At 32.5% G+C, this 16805-nt stretch carries 13 protein-coding genes and 2 pseudogenes; 3 read left to right on the top strand and 12 right to left on the bottom strand.

Going from position 1 to position 16805, the window contains the following annotated elements; all coding sequences use genetic code 11:
- Positions 1-282 precede the first annotated feature (282 nt).
- The 3 genes from HMPREF9072_RS07285 (at position 283) to HMPREF9072_RS07275 (ending at position 3765) form a co-directional block, all read left to right on the top strand.
- Entirely contained in the window at positions 283-1059 is a 777-nt protein-coding gene (locus HMPREF9072_RS07285; RefSeq protein ID WP_002674231.1) for a phosphatase PAP2 family protein, read from the top strand.
- An 11-nt stretch (positions 1060-1070) separates the two neighbouring features.
- A complete protein-coding gene (locus HMPREF9072_RS07280) occupies positions 1071-2285 on the top strand; it encodes an OprO/OprP family phosphate-selective porin (protein WP_009750631.1) in 1215 nt (404 codons plus the stop codon).
- A 193-nt stretch (positions 2286-2478) separates the two neighbouring features.
- Positions 2479-3765: a histidine-type phosphatase gene (locus tag HMPREF9072_RS07275; protein WP_009750629.1), complete on the top strand. Its 1287-nt coding sequence runs from the start codon at positions 2479-2481 to the stop codon at positions 3763-3765.
- Between the two features lie 133 nt (positions 3766-3898).
- On the opposite strand, the gene HMPREF9072_RS07270 is transcribed toward HMPREF9072_RS07275, so the two are convergent.
- The 12 genes and pseudogenes from HMPREF9072_RS07270 to HMPREF9072_RS07210 form a co-directional block, all read right to left on the bottom strand.
- Positions 3899-4510 (bottom strand): hypothetical protein, encoded by a 612-nt coding sequence (locus tag HMPREF9072_RS07270; protein WP_009750628.1) that lies wholly within the window; start codon positions 4508-4510, stop codon positions 3899-3901.
- Between the two features lie 187 nt (positions 4511-4697).
- Positions 4698-5770, bottom strand: a pseudogene (locus tag HMPREF9072_RS07265) (GDP-L-fucose synthase family protein).
- 102 nt (positions 5771-5872) lie between these two features.
- Positions 5873-6314, bottom strand: a pseudogene (locus tag HMPREF9072_RS07260) (GDP-mannose 4,6-dehydratase); the annotation flags it as partial.
- Between the two features lie 808 nt (positions 6315-7122).
- Positions 7123-7953 carry a glycosyltransferase gene (locus tag HMPREF9072_RS07250; protein WP_009750622.1) on the bottom strand — a complete coding sequence of 277 codons (831 nt, stop codon included), beginning with the start codon at positions 7951-7953 and terminating at the stop codon, positions 7123-7125.
- A 773-nt stretch (positions 7954-8726) separates the two neighbouring features.
- Positions 8727-9350: a haloacid dehalogenase-like hydrolase gene (locus HMPREF9072_RS07245; protein ID WP_009750620.1), complete on the bottom strand. Its 624-nt coding sequence runs from the start codon at positions 9348-9350 to the stop codon at positions 8727-8729.
- Positions 9351-9355: 5 nt separating this feature from the next.
- The gene (locus HMPREF9072_RS07240; protein WP_009750619.1) at positions 9356-10216 is read right to left on the bottom strand and encodes a glycosyltransferase family 2 protein; all 861 of its coding nucleotides are present in this window, start codon (positions 10214-10216) and stop codon (positions 9356-9358) included.
- Positions 10149-11354 carry a hypothetical protein gene (locus HMPREF9072_RS07235; protein ID WP_009750618.1) on the bottom strand — a complete coding sequence of 402 codons (1206 nt, stop codon included), beginning with the start codon at positions 11352-11354 and terminating at the stop codon, positions 10149-10151. Before HMPREF9072_RS07235 ends, HMPREF9072_RS07240 begins: the two co-directional genes overlap by 68 nt.
- Positions 11341-12312, bottom strand: coding sequence for a hypothetical protein (locus HMPREF9072_RS07230; RefSeq protein WP_009750617.1), 972 nt, complete (start codon positions 12310-12312; stop codon positions 11341-11343). The genes HMPREF9072_RS07235 and HMPREF9072_RS07230 overlap by 14 nt, the downstream gene beginning before the upstream one ends.
- Positions 12309-13451: an NAD(P)-dependent oxidoreductase gene (locus tag HMPREF9072_RS07225; protein ID WP_009750616.1), complete on the bottom strand. Its 1143-nt coding sequence runs from the start codon at positions 13449-13451 to the stop codon at positions 12309-12311. The genes HMPREF9072_RS07230 and HMPREF9072_RS07225 overlap by 4 nt, the downstream gene beginning before the upstream one ends.
- On the bottom strand, positions 13451-14056 hold the full coding sequence (locus HMPREF9072_RS07220; RefSeq protein WP_009750615.1) for a DapH/DapD/GlmU-related protein: 606 nt from the start codon (positions 14054-14056) through the stop codon (positions 13451-13453). Before HMPREF9072_RS07220 ends, HMPREF9072_RS07225 begins: the two co-directional genes overlap by 1 nt.
- On the bottom strand, positions 14053-15471 hold the full coding sequence (locus HMPREF9072_RS07215) for a lipopolysaccharide biosynthesis protein (protein WP_009750614.1): 1419 nt from the start codon (positions 15469-15471) through the stop codon (positions 14053-14055). Before HMPREF9072_RS07215 ends, HMPREF9072_RS07220 begins: the two co-directional genes overlap by 4 nt.
- Complete coding sequence (locus HMPREF9072_RS07210; RefSeq protein ID WP_009750613.1) at positions 15468-16784, bottom strand: hypothetical protein; 1317 nt, start codon at positions 16782-16784, stop codon at positions 15468-15470. Before HMPREF9072_RS07210 ends, HMPREF9072_RS07215 begins: the two co-directional genes overlap by 4 nt.
- Positions 16785-16805 lie beyond the last annotated feature (21 nt).

Below are 16805 nucleotides of genomic sequence, written 5' to 3'. Positions count from 1 at the left end.
CTGAGGCACAGCCTCATTCCTCTAACTCAACCTCACACTCCATTTTCTAATTTTCTCATTCTCTCATTTTCTCATTCTCTAATTTCTCCCCCGTCTGTGCGGCTCGCACCTCACACCTAAAAACCACAAAATCACCATATTTGTTTTTATTTCTTTCTTTTTTAGTAAATATTTTTTTGAAATAATTTGCACATTTATTCTTTTCTTTCTACATTTGTAGTGTTTTTTAAAACCTAAATACCTTCCAAAAGAGAATACAATAAATTTTAACTGTATAATAAGATGAGAAAAACATTATTATTCGTAGCCTTGCTATCGGTGATGGCAACTACATTCGCACAAGAGAAAATCAAAGACGTAAGAACCAAACCCGACCTCTACTTCTTGCAAATAGGTGAGGTGGCAAACAGTCTTGAACTCCTACCTCCTCCTCCTCAACCAGGTAGTATCCTCTTCCTTAACGACGAAGCCCAATACCAATGGGGCTTAATGCAACGCCGTACCCCTCGTGGTGAGCAAGCTGTATCCGATGCCCGTGTAGAGGGTCCTGGTGTGCCTAATGCTTTTTCCGAAGCTTTTGGCATCAAGATTTCTAAGGAAACTACTCCCGAAATCTTCAAACTCGTAGTAAATATGCGTGAAGATGCAGGCGACCTCGCTACTCGTGCCGCCAAAGAACACTATATGCGCGTGCGTCCGTTTGCTTTCTACGAAAAGACCACTTGCAATCCCGAACAACAAAAAGAACTCTCTACTAATGGTTCTTATCCCTCTGGTCACACCGCTATCGGGTGGGCTACCGCTTTGGTACTTGCCGAAATCAATGTGGATAGACAAAACGAAATCCTCAAACGCGGATATGAAATGGGACAAAGTCGCGTGATTTGTGGTTACCATTTCCAAAGTGATGTAGATGCCGCTCGTCTCGTAGCAAGTGCCGTAGTAGCGCGTCTCCACGCTAATGATGCCTTTATGAAACAACTCGAAAAAGCTAAAAAAGAATTTGAAGGACTTGTAAAAAAAGGCAAAGTAAAGAAAAGTGAACGTATGACTAAATAAAATTTAAAACTATGAAAAAGATATATTTTATGATGTTCAGCCTAATGGCTGTGGGCTATACTTATGCCCAAGAAGAACCAACCACCGTTACCGATACCACCGAACCTATGCCCGCTACACCTATACAGGAAGCTCCTAAACCCGAAGAAAAGTTAGAAGTAAAACCCGGAGGACGTATTTTATTGGACGCTGGTTATTTCAATGCCAATGAGCAAAAAGATAAGTTTGTAAGTGGGGTAGCTATCCCCGATGTGCGTATGGGCTTAGGCGTACGCTATGGTAATTGGAAAGGAAAAGTAGATATCGGCTTTGCTTATGGCAAAGTTTCCCCTAAGGATATCTTTATCGAATACGGTTTCAGCAAACACACACTTTTGCGTGGAGGTTATTTCGTACACCAATTCGGTATGCAAAGTGCCACCAGCTCTTCTTTCAAAATATCGATGGAGGAACCTCAAAGTAACGAGGCTTTCTTCAACTCTCGTCTCATCGGTTTGATGCTCTTACACCAAAAAGATGACTTTATGGGTACTTTAAGCCTCTTTGCCGAAGGTGAAACGATGAAGAAAAGCTCTGATGCTACAGGCGACCAAGGTATGGGTATGATGAGCCGTTTGCTTTATCGCCCACAACGTGAAGAAGGCAAGATTTTTCACGTAGGACTCTCAGGTGCTTTCGAAACACCTCGTTATAACGAAACACCAGCACTTAACCACAACTCTTATGTGCTCAAAACACCTTTCCCTACTCGTATCGCTAAGGTAACCGCACAACAAGCAACTATTGATAACGCTACTTTCCTTTATAAATTCTCCCCCGAATTGCTCTTTGCACGTGGTCGTTTAGGGTTAGAAGCCCAATATTACTATGTGAATGTAAATCGCAAGAGTGGTTTCGATAATTTCAAAGCAAGTGGTGCTTATGGTATGTTCCGTGCTATCGTAAAAGGAAACCCTTACGAATATACTGATATCGATGGAGGTATCGCTACTCCCAGACCTGGTGCTATGGAACTCGTTGCCGGTTATAACTACACCGACTTATCCGACCCTAAAGCGGGTATCTTAGGAGGTCGCCTTAACGATTATTCACTTACATTCAACTATTATATCAATAAGTATATGATTTGGCGTGTACGTGCTTCCTACACCGGTGTTACTTACCGTGAAAGTATTCCCGACACCAATCTAAGTCTTATCGAAACTCGTTTGCAAATCAAATTCTAAGTGCGAGCCACACAGGCAATTGTAAAAGGACTGTTTGAAAAGTTTTTATAGAGGTATAATTGTGGATTGTCCCCCTTTTGGAGGGGGGAACGGGGGAGGTTTATTATCATATAGTTATAAAAGACCTCCCACCATATGGCAGTCACAAACTTTGCCAAAGTTAAAGAATATAATTTTCTAATTAAAACACAGTATGAAAATAAGAATCATAACTCTACAAGCATTACTACTCCTTTTGTGTCCGCTTTTAGCGATGGCACAACTCAACCGCTCTGAGAGTTTTAAAAGTCAGTATAAACTCAAAGAAGTGGTGATCCTCAGCCGTCATAACATTCGCTCCTCTCTATCAGTGAACGGGAGTACCTTGCAAAAAATGACGCCTCACGAGTGGATAAAGTGGAGTGCTGCCCCCAGTGAACTTACCCTTCGTGGAGGTGCTCTTGAGACCATTATGGGTCAGTTTTTCCGCAAATGGACAGTCTCCGAAGGACTCTTTGCCGAAAATGCAGTTCCTACCGTTGATGAAGTGAATTTCTATGCTAATAGTATGCAACGCACCATCGCGACAGCGCAATATTTCTCCTCAGGATTTATGCCCGTAGCCAATTTGCATATCAACCACCGCTTTACCCCCAGCAAAATGGACCCTGTGTTCTTCCCTGCGCTTACCAAAAGTAGCCCTGCCTTCAAAGCACAAGCAATGAAAGAAATTGCTGCTATGGGAGGTAAAAAAGGCATTGTGGGCATCAACGAGGGTTTGAAAGACTCTTACCAACTCTTGGAAAAAGTACTCGATTTGAAGAACTCACCCGCTTGTAAATCAGGTGAAGTGTGTGCTTTCAACGATTACAACACCCAGTTGAAACTCGAAAAAGACGATGAACCTAATATGAAAGGTTCGTTGAAGTTAGCCAACTCCGCTTCCGATGCTTTTATTTTGCAATATTATGAAGATAAAGACCCTGTGCAAGCAGCATTTGGCAACAACCTCACCACCTCCGACTGGGAAAAAATCGCTAAGGTAAAAGATGTCTATGGCGATGTGCTTTTCACCGCTCCTATCGTAGCCGTGAACGTAGCGCACCCACTATTGGTGTATATGAAAGACGAGCTCAACGCCAAAAACCGTAAATTTACTTTCCTTTGTGGTCACGATTCTAATATTGCCAGCGTGAATGCCGCTTTGGAAGTAGGAGAATACAGTTTGCCAAAATCTATTGAGAAGAAAACCCCAATAGGTAGCAAACTCGTGTTTGAAAAATGGGTAGACAACAGCGGTAAAGAGTTTGTATCGGTAAACATTGTATACCAAACCACCGAACAATTGCGTGGAATGGAACTATTGGATATGCAAAATCCGCCAGTGGTATTCCCTCTAAAACTCAAAGGGATGAAAGCCAATGCCGATGGTCTCTACACTTTAGAGAGTGTAAACGACCGCTTCGACAAAGCTATTCGTGCTTACGAAGCTATCAAATAGTATAGTATCTATTAAAACAATAAAAAAAGCTGTCCCATCTCAGGACAGCTTTTTTTATTGTTTCACATATCTCTTTAAGCAGTATCTTAAAATTCTTAGCCCAAATTTACATTAAAGAATATGAAAAAATTAATTATAAAAAGTTTTGATTTTGCAAAACATCTGTCTTTGTAAAGTGGTGCATATTCATTGGCAGATGTCTTCTTCTGTATTTATGAACATCTGCCAATTTGTGATGTGATTTCATTGTTACCAAAAGCATGCAAAATAAGATACTCGCGCTTATCAAAAATATCAACCAAAGATAGGCTAATCTTGAAGTTTTCTTGTTTTTATAAACATTTATAATTTGCTTGAGTTTTTCTTTTGTGATTTCTTTTTTATCAACAAGAATAAACAACTTTTCTTGCCAAGCCTGCTGTAGAGCTTTGTCATTCCAATTAACAAACCATAAATTTCCGCAAAACTGATAGTTGGGTATTGTTTGTTGTAAATGCTTTTGAAGACGATAATTAAAGATGAGCCTTGTGAGAATGTAATAGAAAATATCAAAGACAAGCGCCAAATAAACAAGAATACTTTTCTCAATATTGGTATGGGCTGCGTAGTAACAAAACGAAGCAACAACCATAATAGGCAAAAACAGCGCATTGTGAATACTGTTATGCTCTTTTTTCAGATAGTCATCTCCTTTGAGCATACGTTTAGGAGAAAAGTTTCTAATTTTTAAAGTAGATTCGGTCATAAGTAATAGTGTTTAATGCTAAAATTTAGTAAAAAGTCAATTGTTTTTTAGGGAAGGCGAAATTACAAAAAATATTTTAAATATTACAAACGTTTTACTAAAAATTTTCTTTGTTCTATATGCAATTCATTGTTTTAAAGAGATTTATCACTTTATTTTTAAGCTAAGCAAAAAGAGGAAAGAATCTCTATTCTGCTAAATAATGCTCATACATCAATTTAATTCCTTCTTGGAGTTCTATGGAATGTTTCCACTCAAGTTGGTGTAGTTTAGAGGGGTTGGTGAGCTTGCGCATTGTGCCATCAGGTTTAGAGCTATCAAATATTATTTCTCCTTGATAGCCAATGGTCTCTTTTATCATATAGGCGAGCTCTTTGATAGAAAGTTCCTTACCTGTACCAATATTGATGTGGGTATTGCGGACTTCTTTAGTATCAGCAGGATAGGTATCTTTAAAATTGATGCGTTCCATTAGAAACACACAAGCATCAGCCATATCTTCACTCCACAAGAACTCACGCAAAGGACTGCCCGTACCCCATAGCGTAACTGTTTCGGCTGTAATACCATATCTTGATAAGATTGTTTTTATTTCTTCTTGGCTGTTTTTACCACTTATTCCTTTTACAGGACGCTTGTTGAAGTCTGTTTTTACTGCTTCCCAATCATTTTTAAGCAAGGCGTTTGCTAAGTGTGTTTTGCGTACCATCGCTGGCAATACGTGAGAATTTTCGAGGTGAAAATTGTCGTTAGGCCCATAGAGATTGGTAGGCATTACAGCAATATAATTAGTGCCATATTGTAGGTTGTAACTCTCGCATAGCTTGATGCCCGCAATCTTAGCAATGGCATAGGGTTCATTGGTATATTCTAACGGAGAAGTGAGCAAACAGTCTTCTTTCATAGGCTGGGGTGCTTCCTTAGGGTAGATACAAGTACTCCCTAAGAACAGTAATTTTTTCACCTTATTTTCATAAGCCGAATGAATCACATTGTTTTGAATCATCAGGTTTTCGTAGATAAAATCGGCGCGATAGGTGTTGTTAGCCATAATACCCCTACTTTGGCTGCTGCCAAGAAGACATACTCGGGTTTCTCTTCACTAAAGAATTGAGCCACAGCCAGGGCATCACGAAGGTCGAGTTCGGCACTGGTTCTACCTATCAAATGGGTATATCCTTTTTGTGAAAGATTCTTCCAAATAGCAGAACCTACCAACCCTTTGTGTCCTGCGATATATATTTTAGCGTTTTTATCCATTGTTATTCAAAGTAATTCATTACAGTGAAGCCACCTTCTTTGAGGTAAGCATCGCGTTTGAAGAGTTTGATATCTGAACGCATCATATCTTCAATCAGTCCTTTGAGGTACTTCTTGCACTAAACCGTAGAGTTCGGAGGTAGAAGCCTGATAGATACGCGTTTTTTCGGTAAGCCTCAAGAGGCGTACTGCTTCGAGGATGCGCAAGGTGCCCAGACCATCGGCGTTACCGACGTATTCGGGTGTTTGGAAACTCACGTGCACGTGACTCATCGCAGCGAGGTTGTAGATTTCATCGGATTGTACTTCTTGGACAAGGCGTGTGATATTCATACTATCGGTAAGGTCGCCGTAGTGTAGGATGAGTTTGTGGTGTTCTAAATGAGGGTCTTGGTAGAGGTGGTCGATACGGTCGGTATTGAAGAGAGAGGATAGAGGATCGGCGTTTCATACCGTGTACTTCATATCCTTTTTTGAGGAGGTATTCGGCGAGATAGGCGCCATATTGCCCTGTGATACCTGTAATGAGTGCTTTTTTTGTCATTGGTGATTTGTTTTTGTGAAGGTATAAAAAATATTTCAAATATTACTGATTTATGAAAATATTTTTTAGATGGACACGAAAGTTTTATAGGTATATATTTGTAAATGAGAAAGATATTTTTCAACAAATAATTTGAGTAGAGAAGCTCTTTACTTCATCTTTTCAAGCAGATACTCACAGAGGTCTTCCATTTTTTTATATTTGTTATTATCCACTTCTTTCAAACTTAAAAGATATAGGTAGAAAACTTTAAACATAAAAAAAGTCAAACTAATCAATAGAATATATGTAGCCCAAGTTAAGAACTCTTTTTCATTAGTGTCTTTTTTAAAATTTAATATTGTTATTACAATGCTCGAACTAAGAAATGCTATTTCTTTAAAGAAGGAAGGGTTCTTTTTTTGCTTATTCCTATAGTAATACATTGATGACAATATATTGTCTCTTGAAATACTTTTTTGATTTACTTTTTCTAATACTTTTTCTTGCCATAGGAAAAACAACAACTCATTATCCCAATTGATATTCCAAAGCTCTATCCAAGAAAAAGAGTAATTTTTGACAGTCTTTTTTAAATGTTTTTGAGTTTTTATTGTTTAGACAAATTCTTATAATAGAATAATAGAGTTGCACAGCTATTAATCCTCAAAAATAAACAATATAGTTATTTTGAACTAAAAAAATAATAAAGGAGAATAACTAATATGATTAAAATTGGTAAAAGTAGAAGATAATTTACAAAAAGTGTATTCTTTTTATAGAAATTCATCTTTTTCTAAAATCCTTTTCTGTTAAAATTCTCTAACACTCAAAAGGTTTGAGGAAGAGTTTTTGTATTTGTTCTTAAAAAAGTATAGATTTTTTTAAGTATTTTTGTAGGAAGCATTCTTGGGATTACTCGTAATAAAAAAGTAAAAAAGCCCAAAAAAGCATTTTGCAAATTTAGTTTTCTTTTCAGTTTATAGAGATCCCATTCTCCTTTAATGTACTGTTTCCCCCTGCGGCGTGCGACCATATTATTCCCAACACGAGCATAAACAAGAACTTCATCTATATTGCCTACTTCATAGCCTTTAGCAATGATACGCAACCATAGATTGTAGTCCTCTAACAAATAAGCTCTATATCCTCCTACTTCTATAGCAATATCTCTTTTATAGGCAACAGTCATATGGTTGAAAGGTGTTCTGAATAAAGAAAAATTCCTTATAGCTTTATTACTTATAGGTACATTTCTATAACTTACAACTTCATTAATATTATTGTTAAACTCAGCGATGTGTGACCCAAATAGTATTACATTTGGATGCTCTTTGATGAAGCTTACCTGCTTTTCAAATCGCTCAGGTATGCAAATATCATCAGTATCCATACGGAATACCCATTCATAAGAACAATGTTTCAATCCTTCGTTAAAAGCATTACCCATACCTACATTTTTAGGTAATCGAATAATTTTAAGAGGTAGAACTGTTGTGTATTCTACTACTGTTGTTTCTAATTCAGGGGTAATAGCCCCATCAAAAACCAATACAATCTCAGTAGCTGGAAGCGTTTGATTTTTTAAACTCTCCAAGCATTCTCTTAGAAATTCTGGTTTTTCTTTATGGTATAATGATAGTAGGACTGAGAAATTCATAAAATTACGTGTTTCTATATTTTTTAGCTATTAGAAAAAAAGACAACAAACGATAAAGAGCAAAATAAAAAGACAATATAAGAAATATTATAGTGTATTTATTAAAGATTATTATACATAAGGGAAAGCTTATAAAAACTAATAATATATAATAAAAAACTCTGAATCTGTCAAAGTTAGGAATTTTTATGTAATTACTTGTATAGAATCTACTTTTCGAGGAGAATTCAATAGTAACACATAAAGGATATATAATCCATAATAAGAAACAAAAGAAAATATCTTGCTCTATAAAAGAAAAAAAAGCGAAATATCTAAAAAAATTTAAAAAGGAATAGGACAAGATATTCCAATGATTTCGTATACTATTATGTATAATATAAAGAAATAAAATTCCTCCGAGAGTATAAAAAACCGGATTTATATAATAGGGATATGATAGATAAATAATACCTATAATGATACTTAAAAATAATATTCTAATACTATAAATAATTAATTTATATTTTTCATAGTATTGAATATCTTCTTTTTTTAATCGTAATGTTGGATTTATCTCCTTTTTAATCACCTCGCAATCATTATAGATATATCCTATCTCATAAGTAAAATAGATAGAAAATATAAGAAGAAATGTAAATATAAATTCTATATTTGATAAATAGGAAACAATAAATATAGGAATAATATAAGTAAAAATCCAAGCAATTCTAGAGATATTACTTTTTAGTCGTGAATAGAACAAATAATAAAAAGGTAAAAATATTCTCATTTTAGTATGTATAGGTAACTTTCATATTTTTTTTCTTCCAGTAAGCCATATTATTCTTGGTAGATAATATAATAGGTCTTTCTGCTTTCTTTAGTAAATTATAATCAGATTTGTTATCTGTAATTACATAATTAATTTCTTTATTTTCAAACAGAATATGTTTTTTGTACAAAATATCTTTGCTAAGTTTTCCTGTACAGATGTCATTCTTATCAAATTCTAAAATAGAAGAATCATATTGATTGATGCCTAATTGGACAGCAACTTCTTTTATGATAATATCTAAACTTGCTGAACATAATATTTTTTCTTCGTCTTTTGGTAATGTAGAGACTAAACTGAAAGAAAAATCAATTTTTATATTAGTTAAAACTTGATTGTAAAAATCATTAGCCAATTGTTCTAATTGAATTTTAGAAAATCCTTTTAATAGAGAGATATATAGATATCTATAAATATCATATTTCAACAACTTCCCTATTAGTACTAAAAGCGACTTTATAATATATATATTTAGTATTCTATAGTTTTTTCTTTGCTTTTTCTCCATCACAAAGGAGATAAAGTCAAAAGTAGTATTTGACTTATAAAGCGTCCAGCAAACATCAATTATATTAATTTTCATATTTCCTATTTAAGTAGTCCATCATAAATGCCTTTATTTATTTTATAAAAATATTCTTTTCTTGGAGAAATACACAAAGGTAAATAAAAATACTTAAAAGTATATTTGATAAGATTTGAGATTTTCCAATACAATGGTACATAATTCCTTATTAAGAGTTTGAAAAAATTTCTATATCTATAATATTGACGAAAAGGAGAATGTATAGCTATTTTTTTTACCCCAATAGAAAGATCTTTTTCCCCTAATTGATGACTTAAAAAAATATCTTCACAAATAAAAAAGCGAAAATTCGCTCTATGTGTAGCTCTCCAACACCATTCAAAATCAACAGCATCAATAAATAAATCTTCTTCCATATTTCCAACTATCTCAAAATTTTGTATAGGAATAAAAGAAGCAGAACTAATAATTTCTGTAACCTCAGTAATATTTGGAAATACTCCTTTACCTTTTTTGATAGTTCCTTTATATATTTTCTTTTCTCTCCTATTGTATGGACGAGGAGCAATTCCTCCTACTTTTATTCTTTTTTCATAGAGAAATTTATATTTTTTATAAAGATGCTCTACTAAATCTATAGGAGGAATGCTATCTTGATCAAAGAAAATAATAAAAGCATATTTATTTTGTTTAAAATAGTTTATACCAATATTCTGGGCTGCTGCGATTCCCTTATTTCCTCCTATGAAATGATATACAATATTTTTATACACAGAAAAATCTACCTCTTGCGCATTAGGAGAGTTATCAGCTATAAAAACTGTATCTACTTGTTTATAAATACTTTCTAAAACTTTATGAGTTACTTCCCAATTGGGGTTGTATAGCACTATTATACAACCTATTTTTTTGTTTTCGTTCATTGCTAATACTGATTAATATTAAAATAACAACTATCTGAGTTGTGTCTAAAATATAAGGATTAGTTGTTGCGTATACAATATAGCACAAATACATAAAAAGTAAATCTTTATAAAAGATTTTTTTTATAGCAAGGAATAATAAAAAAGATATAAAAATAAGAGAGTTTATGAGCCCTAATTGATTAAAAAAATACATTGCTTGTATCTCAAAATACAAATTATCTGTATAATCACGAAAAGAAGTTTTTATCATTACATTATTACCTAATCCTTTTCCTAATAACAATGTGGAAACATCTTTTTGTACATCTCTAATAAGTACATCTACTTGATCATTTCTAGTTCCTAATGAATAATCACTTTTTCTATCTAAAATCTCTTGAGTGTATTCTATAGCACTACCTATACTCAATGCAAATATAAAAGAAAATATGATAATTCTATTTATTAGTTTTCGTTTGCGTAAATTATTAAATAAGTACCAAAAAACAAAGAATACAAAAATTGCTATTAAATAAGCAAAATTACCTGCTATTATACTACTGATAAGAAGTATAATTTGCAATGTTCTCCTATGCTTAAATGTATAATCTTTTAAAAATGTGAGAAAAAAAGCAAAGGGTATTAAAGCATTTCCTTTTATCTGCACCCTATAAAAAAAACCATCATAAGTATAGACATCTCCCCACCCTTGGTCTTGAAAAAAGAATCTCAAAGGTAAATAGTTATTTATAGAAAAAAAGAGATTCATAATAGCTTCTATAGCTATTAAAACAAAGCATTGTAGCAAAATAAAGAAAAAAAAGATTCTTTTAGTAGTAACAAGGGGTAAATATACCCAATGAGATAGTAATAGCCACAATATAATAATATAAAACCTAAAAACTAAATTAATAGAATTCTCCCTTATCAAAACAGCATAAGCTAATAGAAATATTGACCATATAAATATCAGTTTTATTGTTTTTCTTGACGATATATCTATAGTTTTATTCTTCCAAAAAAAAGAAACGAATAGCAACCCTATCAAAAACATATTACCCAAAGTAGAGTATGCATTTAGAGGGAACTGCCTTGTAAGAAAAAGAACTACTCCAGCAAATAGAAAGTTAATTACTAAGGATTTACTTATCTTCATAAAAAAAATCTTTAACCCAATTTTCTATAAAAAAAGAGTCTATAAATTCCTTAGGATAAGGAATAAAATCTTTTTCAAAAAAAGATTTAGGTATTTCTAAGTTTTCTCTATTAATAATTAGAATATTATTCTCATTATAAAAACTATAATTAACGATGTCCTTATTAGTAGTTATTAGTTTTCTATTTATTCCAAAAAGAACTTCTATAGTACGCATCGTTAATCCTGTTTGTAAAGGATGTGCTAAATCTAATACAGCCCTTGAGTGTGTACTATATTTAACAACTGCTTTCGGAGAAATTGGTTTCCGTATTGTCATACTGCGCACAGTTCTAATTGATTTAGAGATGTAATAACTCATTTTTCCTACAAATATAAAAAACTTTACCTTTAATTTTTGTTCCTCTAAAATTGAAGCTATTTTTTGTAACAAAGTAGCTCTATCGGAATGTGCCCATCCTATGAAAAATAAATCAAATAAAAAAGAGTGATTACTTTCATCTCTTTTATACTCTGAACGATAAAAAAGAGGTTTAAATTTTAGCTTGTTATCATTCAAAGCATCTACTCTATCAAAAGAATATATAGTGTCAAAATAAGATTCTATTTTCTTATAATTAGACATTCTTTTTATAGAATCCCAAAGATACAAAATAGTTTTGGCGGTCTTATTTTTTTGACGAATAATTTCTAAAGATTCAGGTGTGATAACGTCTCCTTTGATAACAAAAATAAAGTCATAATTTTCTTTACATTTTGTAGCAATAAGTATAGAGTGTTTACTTTTAATTCTATTAGATATACTTCTTATTTTTAAATGATTTGATATTGTATAAGTGATTGTTTTAGGTGTTTCACAAAAATAATCAACCTCAAATCCTAATTTTTCAATAGCTTGCTGAATAATTAGATCATAATCATAAAAGCCTATACCTATGAATAAAACTCTCTTTTTCATTTATACAATCCTTTGGCTTTCATTTCGTCTATAGACTGTTGATATTTATCTTCTTCTACTTCTTGAGTGTTTACCCAGTCGGTGAATTGTTTTAGCCCTTCTTTAAAAGATATTTTAGGTTCAAAGCCTAACAATTGTCTTGCTTTAGTGATGTCGGCGTAATTATGGCGGATATCTCCTAAGCGATAATTGCCGGATATAGTAATGGGTACTTGTATACCATAGTTGTTTGAAAGTTCTGTCGCTACAGTGATCACATCAGTAGCTACTCCTGTTCCTACATTGAATACTTGGTTGTTAGCTGTTTCTTTTTCTATACCCAAAACGGTAGCATCTACTATATCGCTGATAAATACAAAATCGCGTGTTTCTTTTCCATCTTCAAAAATATTGATGCCATTGCCATTTTTTATTTGGGTAGAAAAAATGGAAAGGATGCCTGTATAAGGGTTTTTAAGTGATTGACCTGGTCCATATACATTTTGGTAACGGAAAGCCACCCCTGCAATACCTATAGTGGGACATACTGTCATTACCAATTGTTCTTGTACCTGTTTGGTGATGCCATATACTGAGGTAGGGTGAATGATCGAATCTTCGGTAGTAGCGACTAATTCAAGGACATCAGAATGATTTTGAGGGTCTTTTACTTCAAAATCTCCTTTTTGCATATCCTCATCGGTACGTTGTAGAGGATAAACAAAGGTGTTTTTAGTTTTATTGTAGTACTTGCCTTCTCCATAAATAGCACGAGAGGAAGCTACTACTACTTTTTTTACCGAATGTTTTTCATTGGTAAGAATATCCAATAACAAAGCTGTAGCTCCTATATTGACATCAGTATAATGTTGTATTTCATACATTGATTGCCCTGTGCCAGTCTCGGCGGCTAAATGTACAATCACGGTATTATCGGCAATAGCTTCTCGCAAAGTTTCACGACAAGCCACTGTTCCTTTAATAAACTGTACTTTGTTTTTAATGCTTAGGTATAAAGGAGAAGTTTCTTCAGGGTTTTTGCCGTGAATTTGTTCTGATAGGTTATCAAGTACTGTTACCTGATGTCCTTTTTTGAGGAGAGCTAAAGCGAGATTAGATCCTATAAATCCTGCTCCCCCTGTAATAAGTATTTTTTCCATTACTCTATAAAATTACCTTTATGATCTGTTTTTTTCCATCTTTGTTCTTCAAAGCAATAACGCTTTACTATTTTAGCAGGCGCCCCTACTATTACGCAATAATCAGGAATATCTTTGGTTACTACTGAATTGGCTCCTACAACACAATGTTTGCCTATAGAAGCTCCTATTACACAAACATTTTCTCCTAACCAACTGCCCTCACCTATTTCTACTTCTTTTTTTTGTACAATAGGTTGTTTTATAATAGGAGTGTTGATATCTTCATAACCGTGCAAGTTGTCAGAGATATAAACTTTATCAGCAGTTAGTACATCCTTCCTAATAATAATGGACTGGGTAGCATAGATATGATTAAAATTTCCTATATGTACTCCATCTTCAATCACAAGTTCACTTTTTTCTCCAGTGAGAGGCATAGCAGCTAACCAAGTTTTATAGGCTATAAATACATTATTACCTATTTCTATATTTTCAATTCCGTCTATTTTTAAAGGAGAGTGTAGATATGATTTTTTGTCAAAAGATTTAAACCTATATTTATACAATAAGGTTATGAATCGCAATTTCAATGCAGTTAAATATCTTAAAAGAGGTCTTATCATTTTTTCCTTATAATAGTTACTAAATCTCTTAAGTGTATATTAAACACTCTTAATAGTAGAATAAAGTATAAAGATAGTAATAATATTTTAATCACTATACTCCACCAAGAGGAAACAATATTCATACCATAAAACAATCCAAAGGTAATGACAATAAAGAATAATAAAGCTAATAAAGACGATTTTAAATTCTTTTCCTCATAGTTCATCTTGCTATAGAGAATAAAGTTCATTAGGGCAAAGGACACTGCTGAAGAGATAGCTGCTATATAAACACCTCCATACCTCATTAACGAAAGGTTAAAAGTTACACTTACTATAGCTCCTATAATAGTAGCACTTCCCAAAATCTTACTTTTCTTTTCTGCTATGATGATTCCTCCAAAAATTACATTTTGTCCCGTCATAATCACACCTATCATCAAAATAGGCACTAATAAGTATCCTTCATAAAATTCTTTAGAAGCCATTATTTTAAATACTTCTTGGCTAAATAGGGTGATAAACATTGCTCCCATATACACTACTAAAAAGAAAGTATTTTGTGTTTTTTTTATAAAAGAGTTAAAACTATCTTTTCCATAATGTTGAAAGATTTCTGGTTCTACGGCTTTATAAAAACCTTGTATTACAATATTAAGAGTAAGAGCTAAGGTATAAGCTAAACTGTAAATTCCTATTTGTGCCATAGGGACAAAGCGCTCCAAGATAATTCTATCAGAAAGACTTAAAGCTAAATAGGCTAAGGCTCCTGGTAGCAGGGGAGTTGAAAAAGCAAGTCCTTTTTTTAGTTCTGTAAAATTGAAATTAAGAGTTGCATTGCGCGCAATAATGACCCAATAGATAAAGAAAAAAGGAATTAGGCTGAATAATCTTCCGTAAAAATGCCCTAATATTCCCCATTTAAAAACTACTATTAAAAGAAATATTAGCAACATCTGTAATAGGGTTCTGCTCAAACTCAAAATAGTAAACCATTTAGCTTGTTGCTTTACACGGTACAACACCAAAGGAATCACAGAAAATACCTCTAAAAAATTTGCAATAACAGCTAATTTAAAGTAGGGATTCCAAGGCACCTGTATATGGTATTTTTCAATAATAAAAGGCAGTGAGAAATACGCTAAAAGAGATAATAAAATATTAACCCCCGCAATGATAATATAGAAATTACCTAACAATCGTTTGCGATAAGTTTCATCTTCTTTTTCAAAATAGAATCGTAGCACATAAGAATTGAGTGATAGTACACAAAGGACAAAGAGGAACATCACAAAAGAGTTGGTATAACTGATAATCCCATAATCTGTTTTAGAAAGATAGTGGGTGTAGATAGGCAATAAAAAGAAACTTACCAGCTTAGGTACAATCTCCCCTATAGCATACAAGACCGATTGTTTGAGCAGTTTACTCATAATGCTTTTAGAAAGGCTTCCTTGTCAAAAGGAGCAAAAAATGTCACATTTTTATCTATTACTATTTCAGTATTAAGAGCTGAAATAAAATCTTCAACTGTATCTACCAAATGCAAATTTTTTCTATCAAAAATATGTTTATGATCTTCATAAGGAAATTCTTTCAAAAGGATTACTCTTCGTTGAGATTGTAATGCCTCATAGATAGTAGTAGATATGATTGTAAAAATAGTATCACATTTTTCTATCAGATCGCTTACAGAAAATTCATTGCTAATAACTTCTACATTCTCAAATTCTCTTAGGCTTTCTATATAATACTCTTTTTCATCAAATTGATTAGGGTGTAATTTGAAAAAAATAGGGATATTTTGAGTCTTTTTTTGAAAAGCATCATTTTTTATAAAATTTAAAAGTTTTTTTCCAAAAACACTAGTTGATATTATTAATAAATCTTTTTTAGGTTTAGTTAAGCTATTAATTTTTATAGAATTATATAAAAAATCATTACCTATAGGCACAATATTAACATTTGGTAGAAAAACATCTTGAAACCAAAAAGGAGAAAAAGAAAAAATAGTATTAGGTAGATATACTTTTTCATTTAAACATTCTGTTGGATAATTATATGCCAAATGGTTTTTATATACCACACCGTGTTGAAATTCAAAAATTTTTATATTTAATTCTTTTGCTGCTTTTATAAGTCCTTTTTGTATTCCATTTTGAGTCATAAAAATCTCTTCCACTTTATGTCTCTTTAATATTTTCTTAAAGAAAGATAAATCAGAATAGTAATGGTTCAATATAGCATTAAGATATTCATTGCTAATTTTTTTTTCTCCAAAAGAATTATTTAAAAGATTCAAGACATTCGTAAAATCAAAATATTTCTTCCTAAATAATTTGTAATAAATGTTTTGAGGTAAAAAATAGGTACCTTTTAAGTTAGGGTTAAAAGACTCTATTAATAAAAGTTTTTTTTCTTTTAGTAAATCATAAGAAGCCTTCAAATTTCTGTCTATATTCTTTTTATGAGTATCGTTATCTCTAGAAGCCAGATAAAATAAATATTGTTTTTTTGAATAGGTGAAAAAAATAAGAAAAAAATCAAGGATTCTTTTTAAAATCAATAAATAGTTTTTCCTTTGTTTCTTTTTAATCAAGGGATCTTCCTGATATCTCAATTTGACACACACATAATATCTAATGATATCCCAATAATAGGTGCCTTTTGAATCTTGTAGATCAAAAAGATTATTTTTCTTTTCAAAAGCTAAAAATTGAGCTACAATATCTTCTTTGTTATTCATTTTTTCAATTTATATATTTTC

This window comes from Capnocytophaga sp. oral taxon 324 str. F0483, from assembly GCF_000318315.2.
Taxonomy (GTDB): Bacteria; Bacteroidota; Bacteroidia; order Flavobacteriales; family Flavobacteriaceae; genus Capnocytophaga; species Capnocytophaga ochracea.
This window is presented reverse-complemented; position numbering and strand designations above follow the sequence as displayed.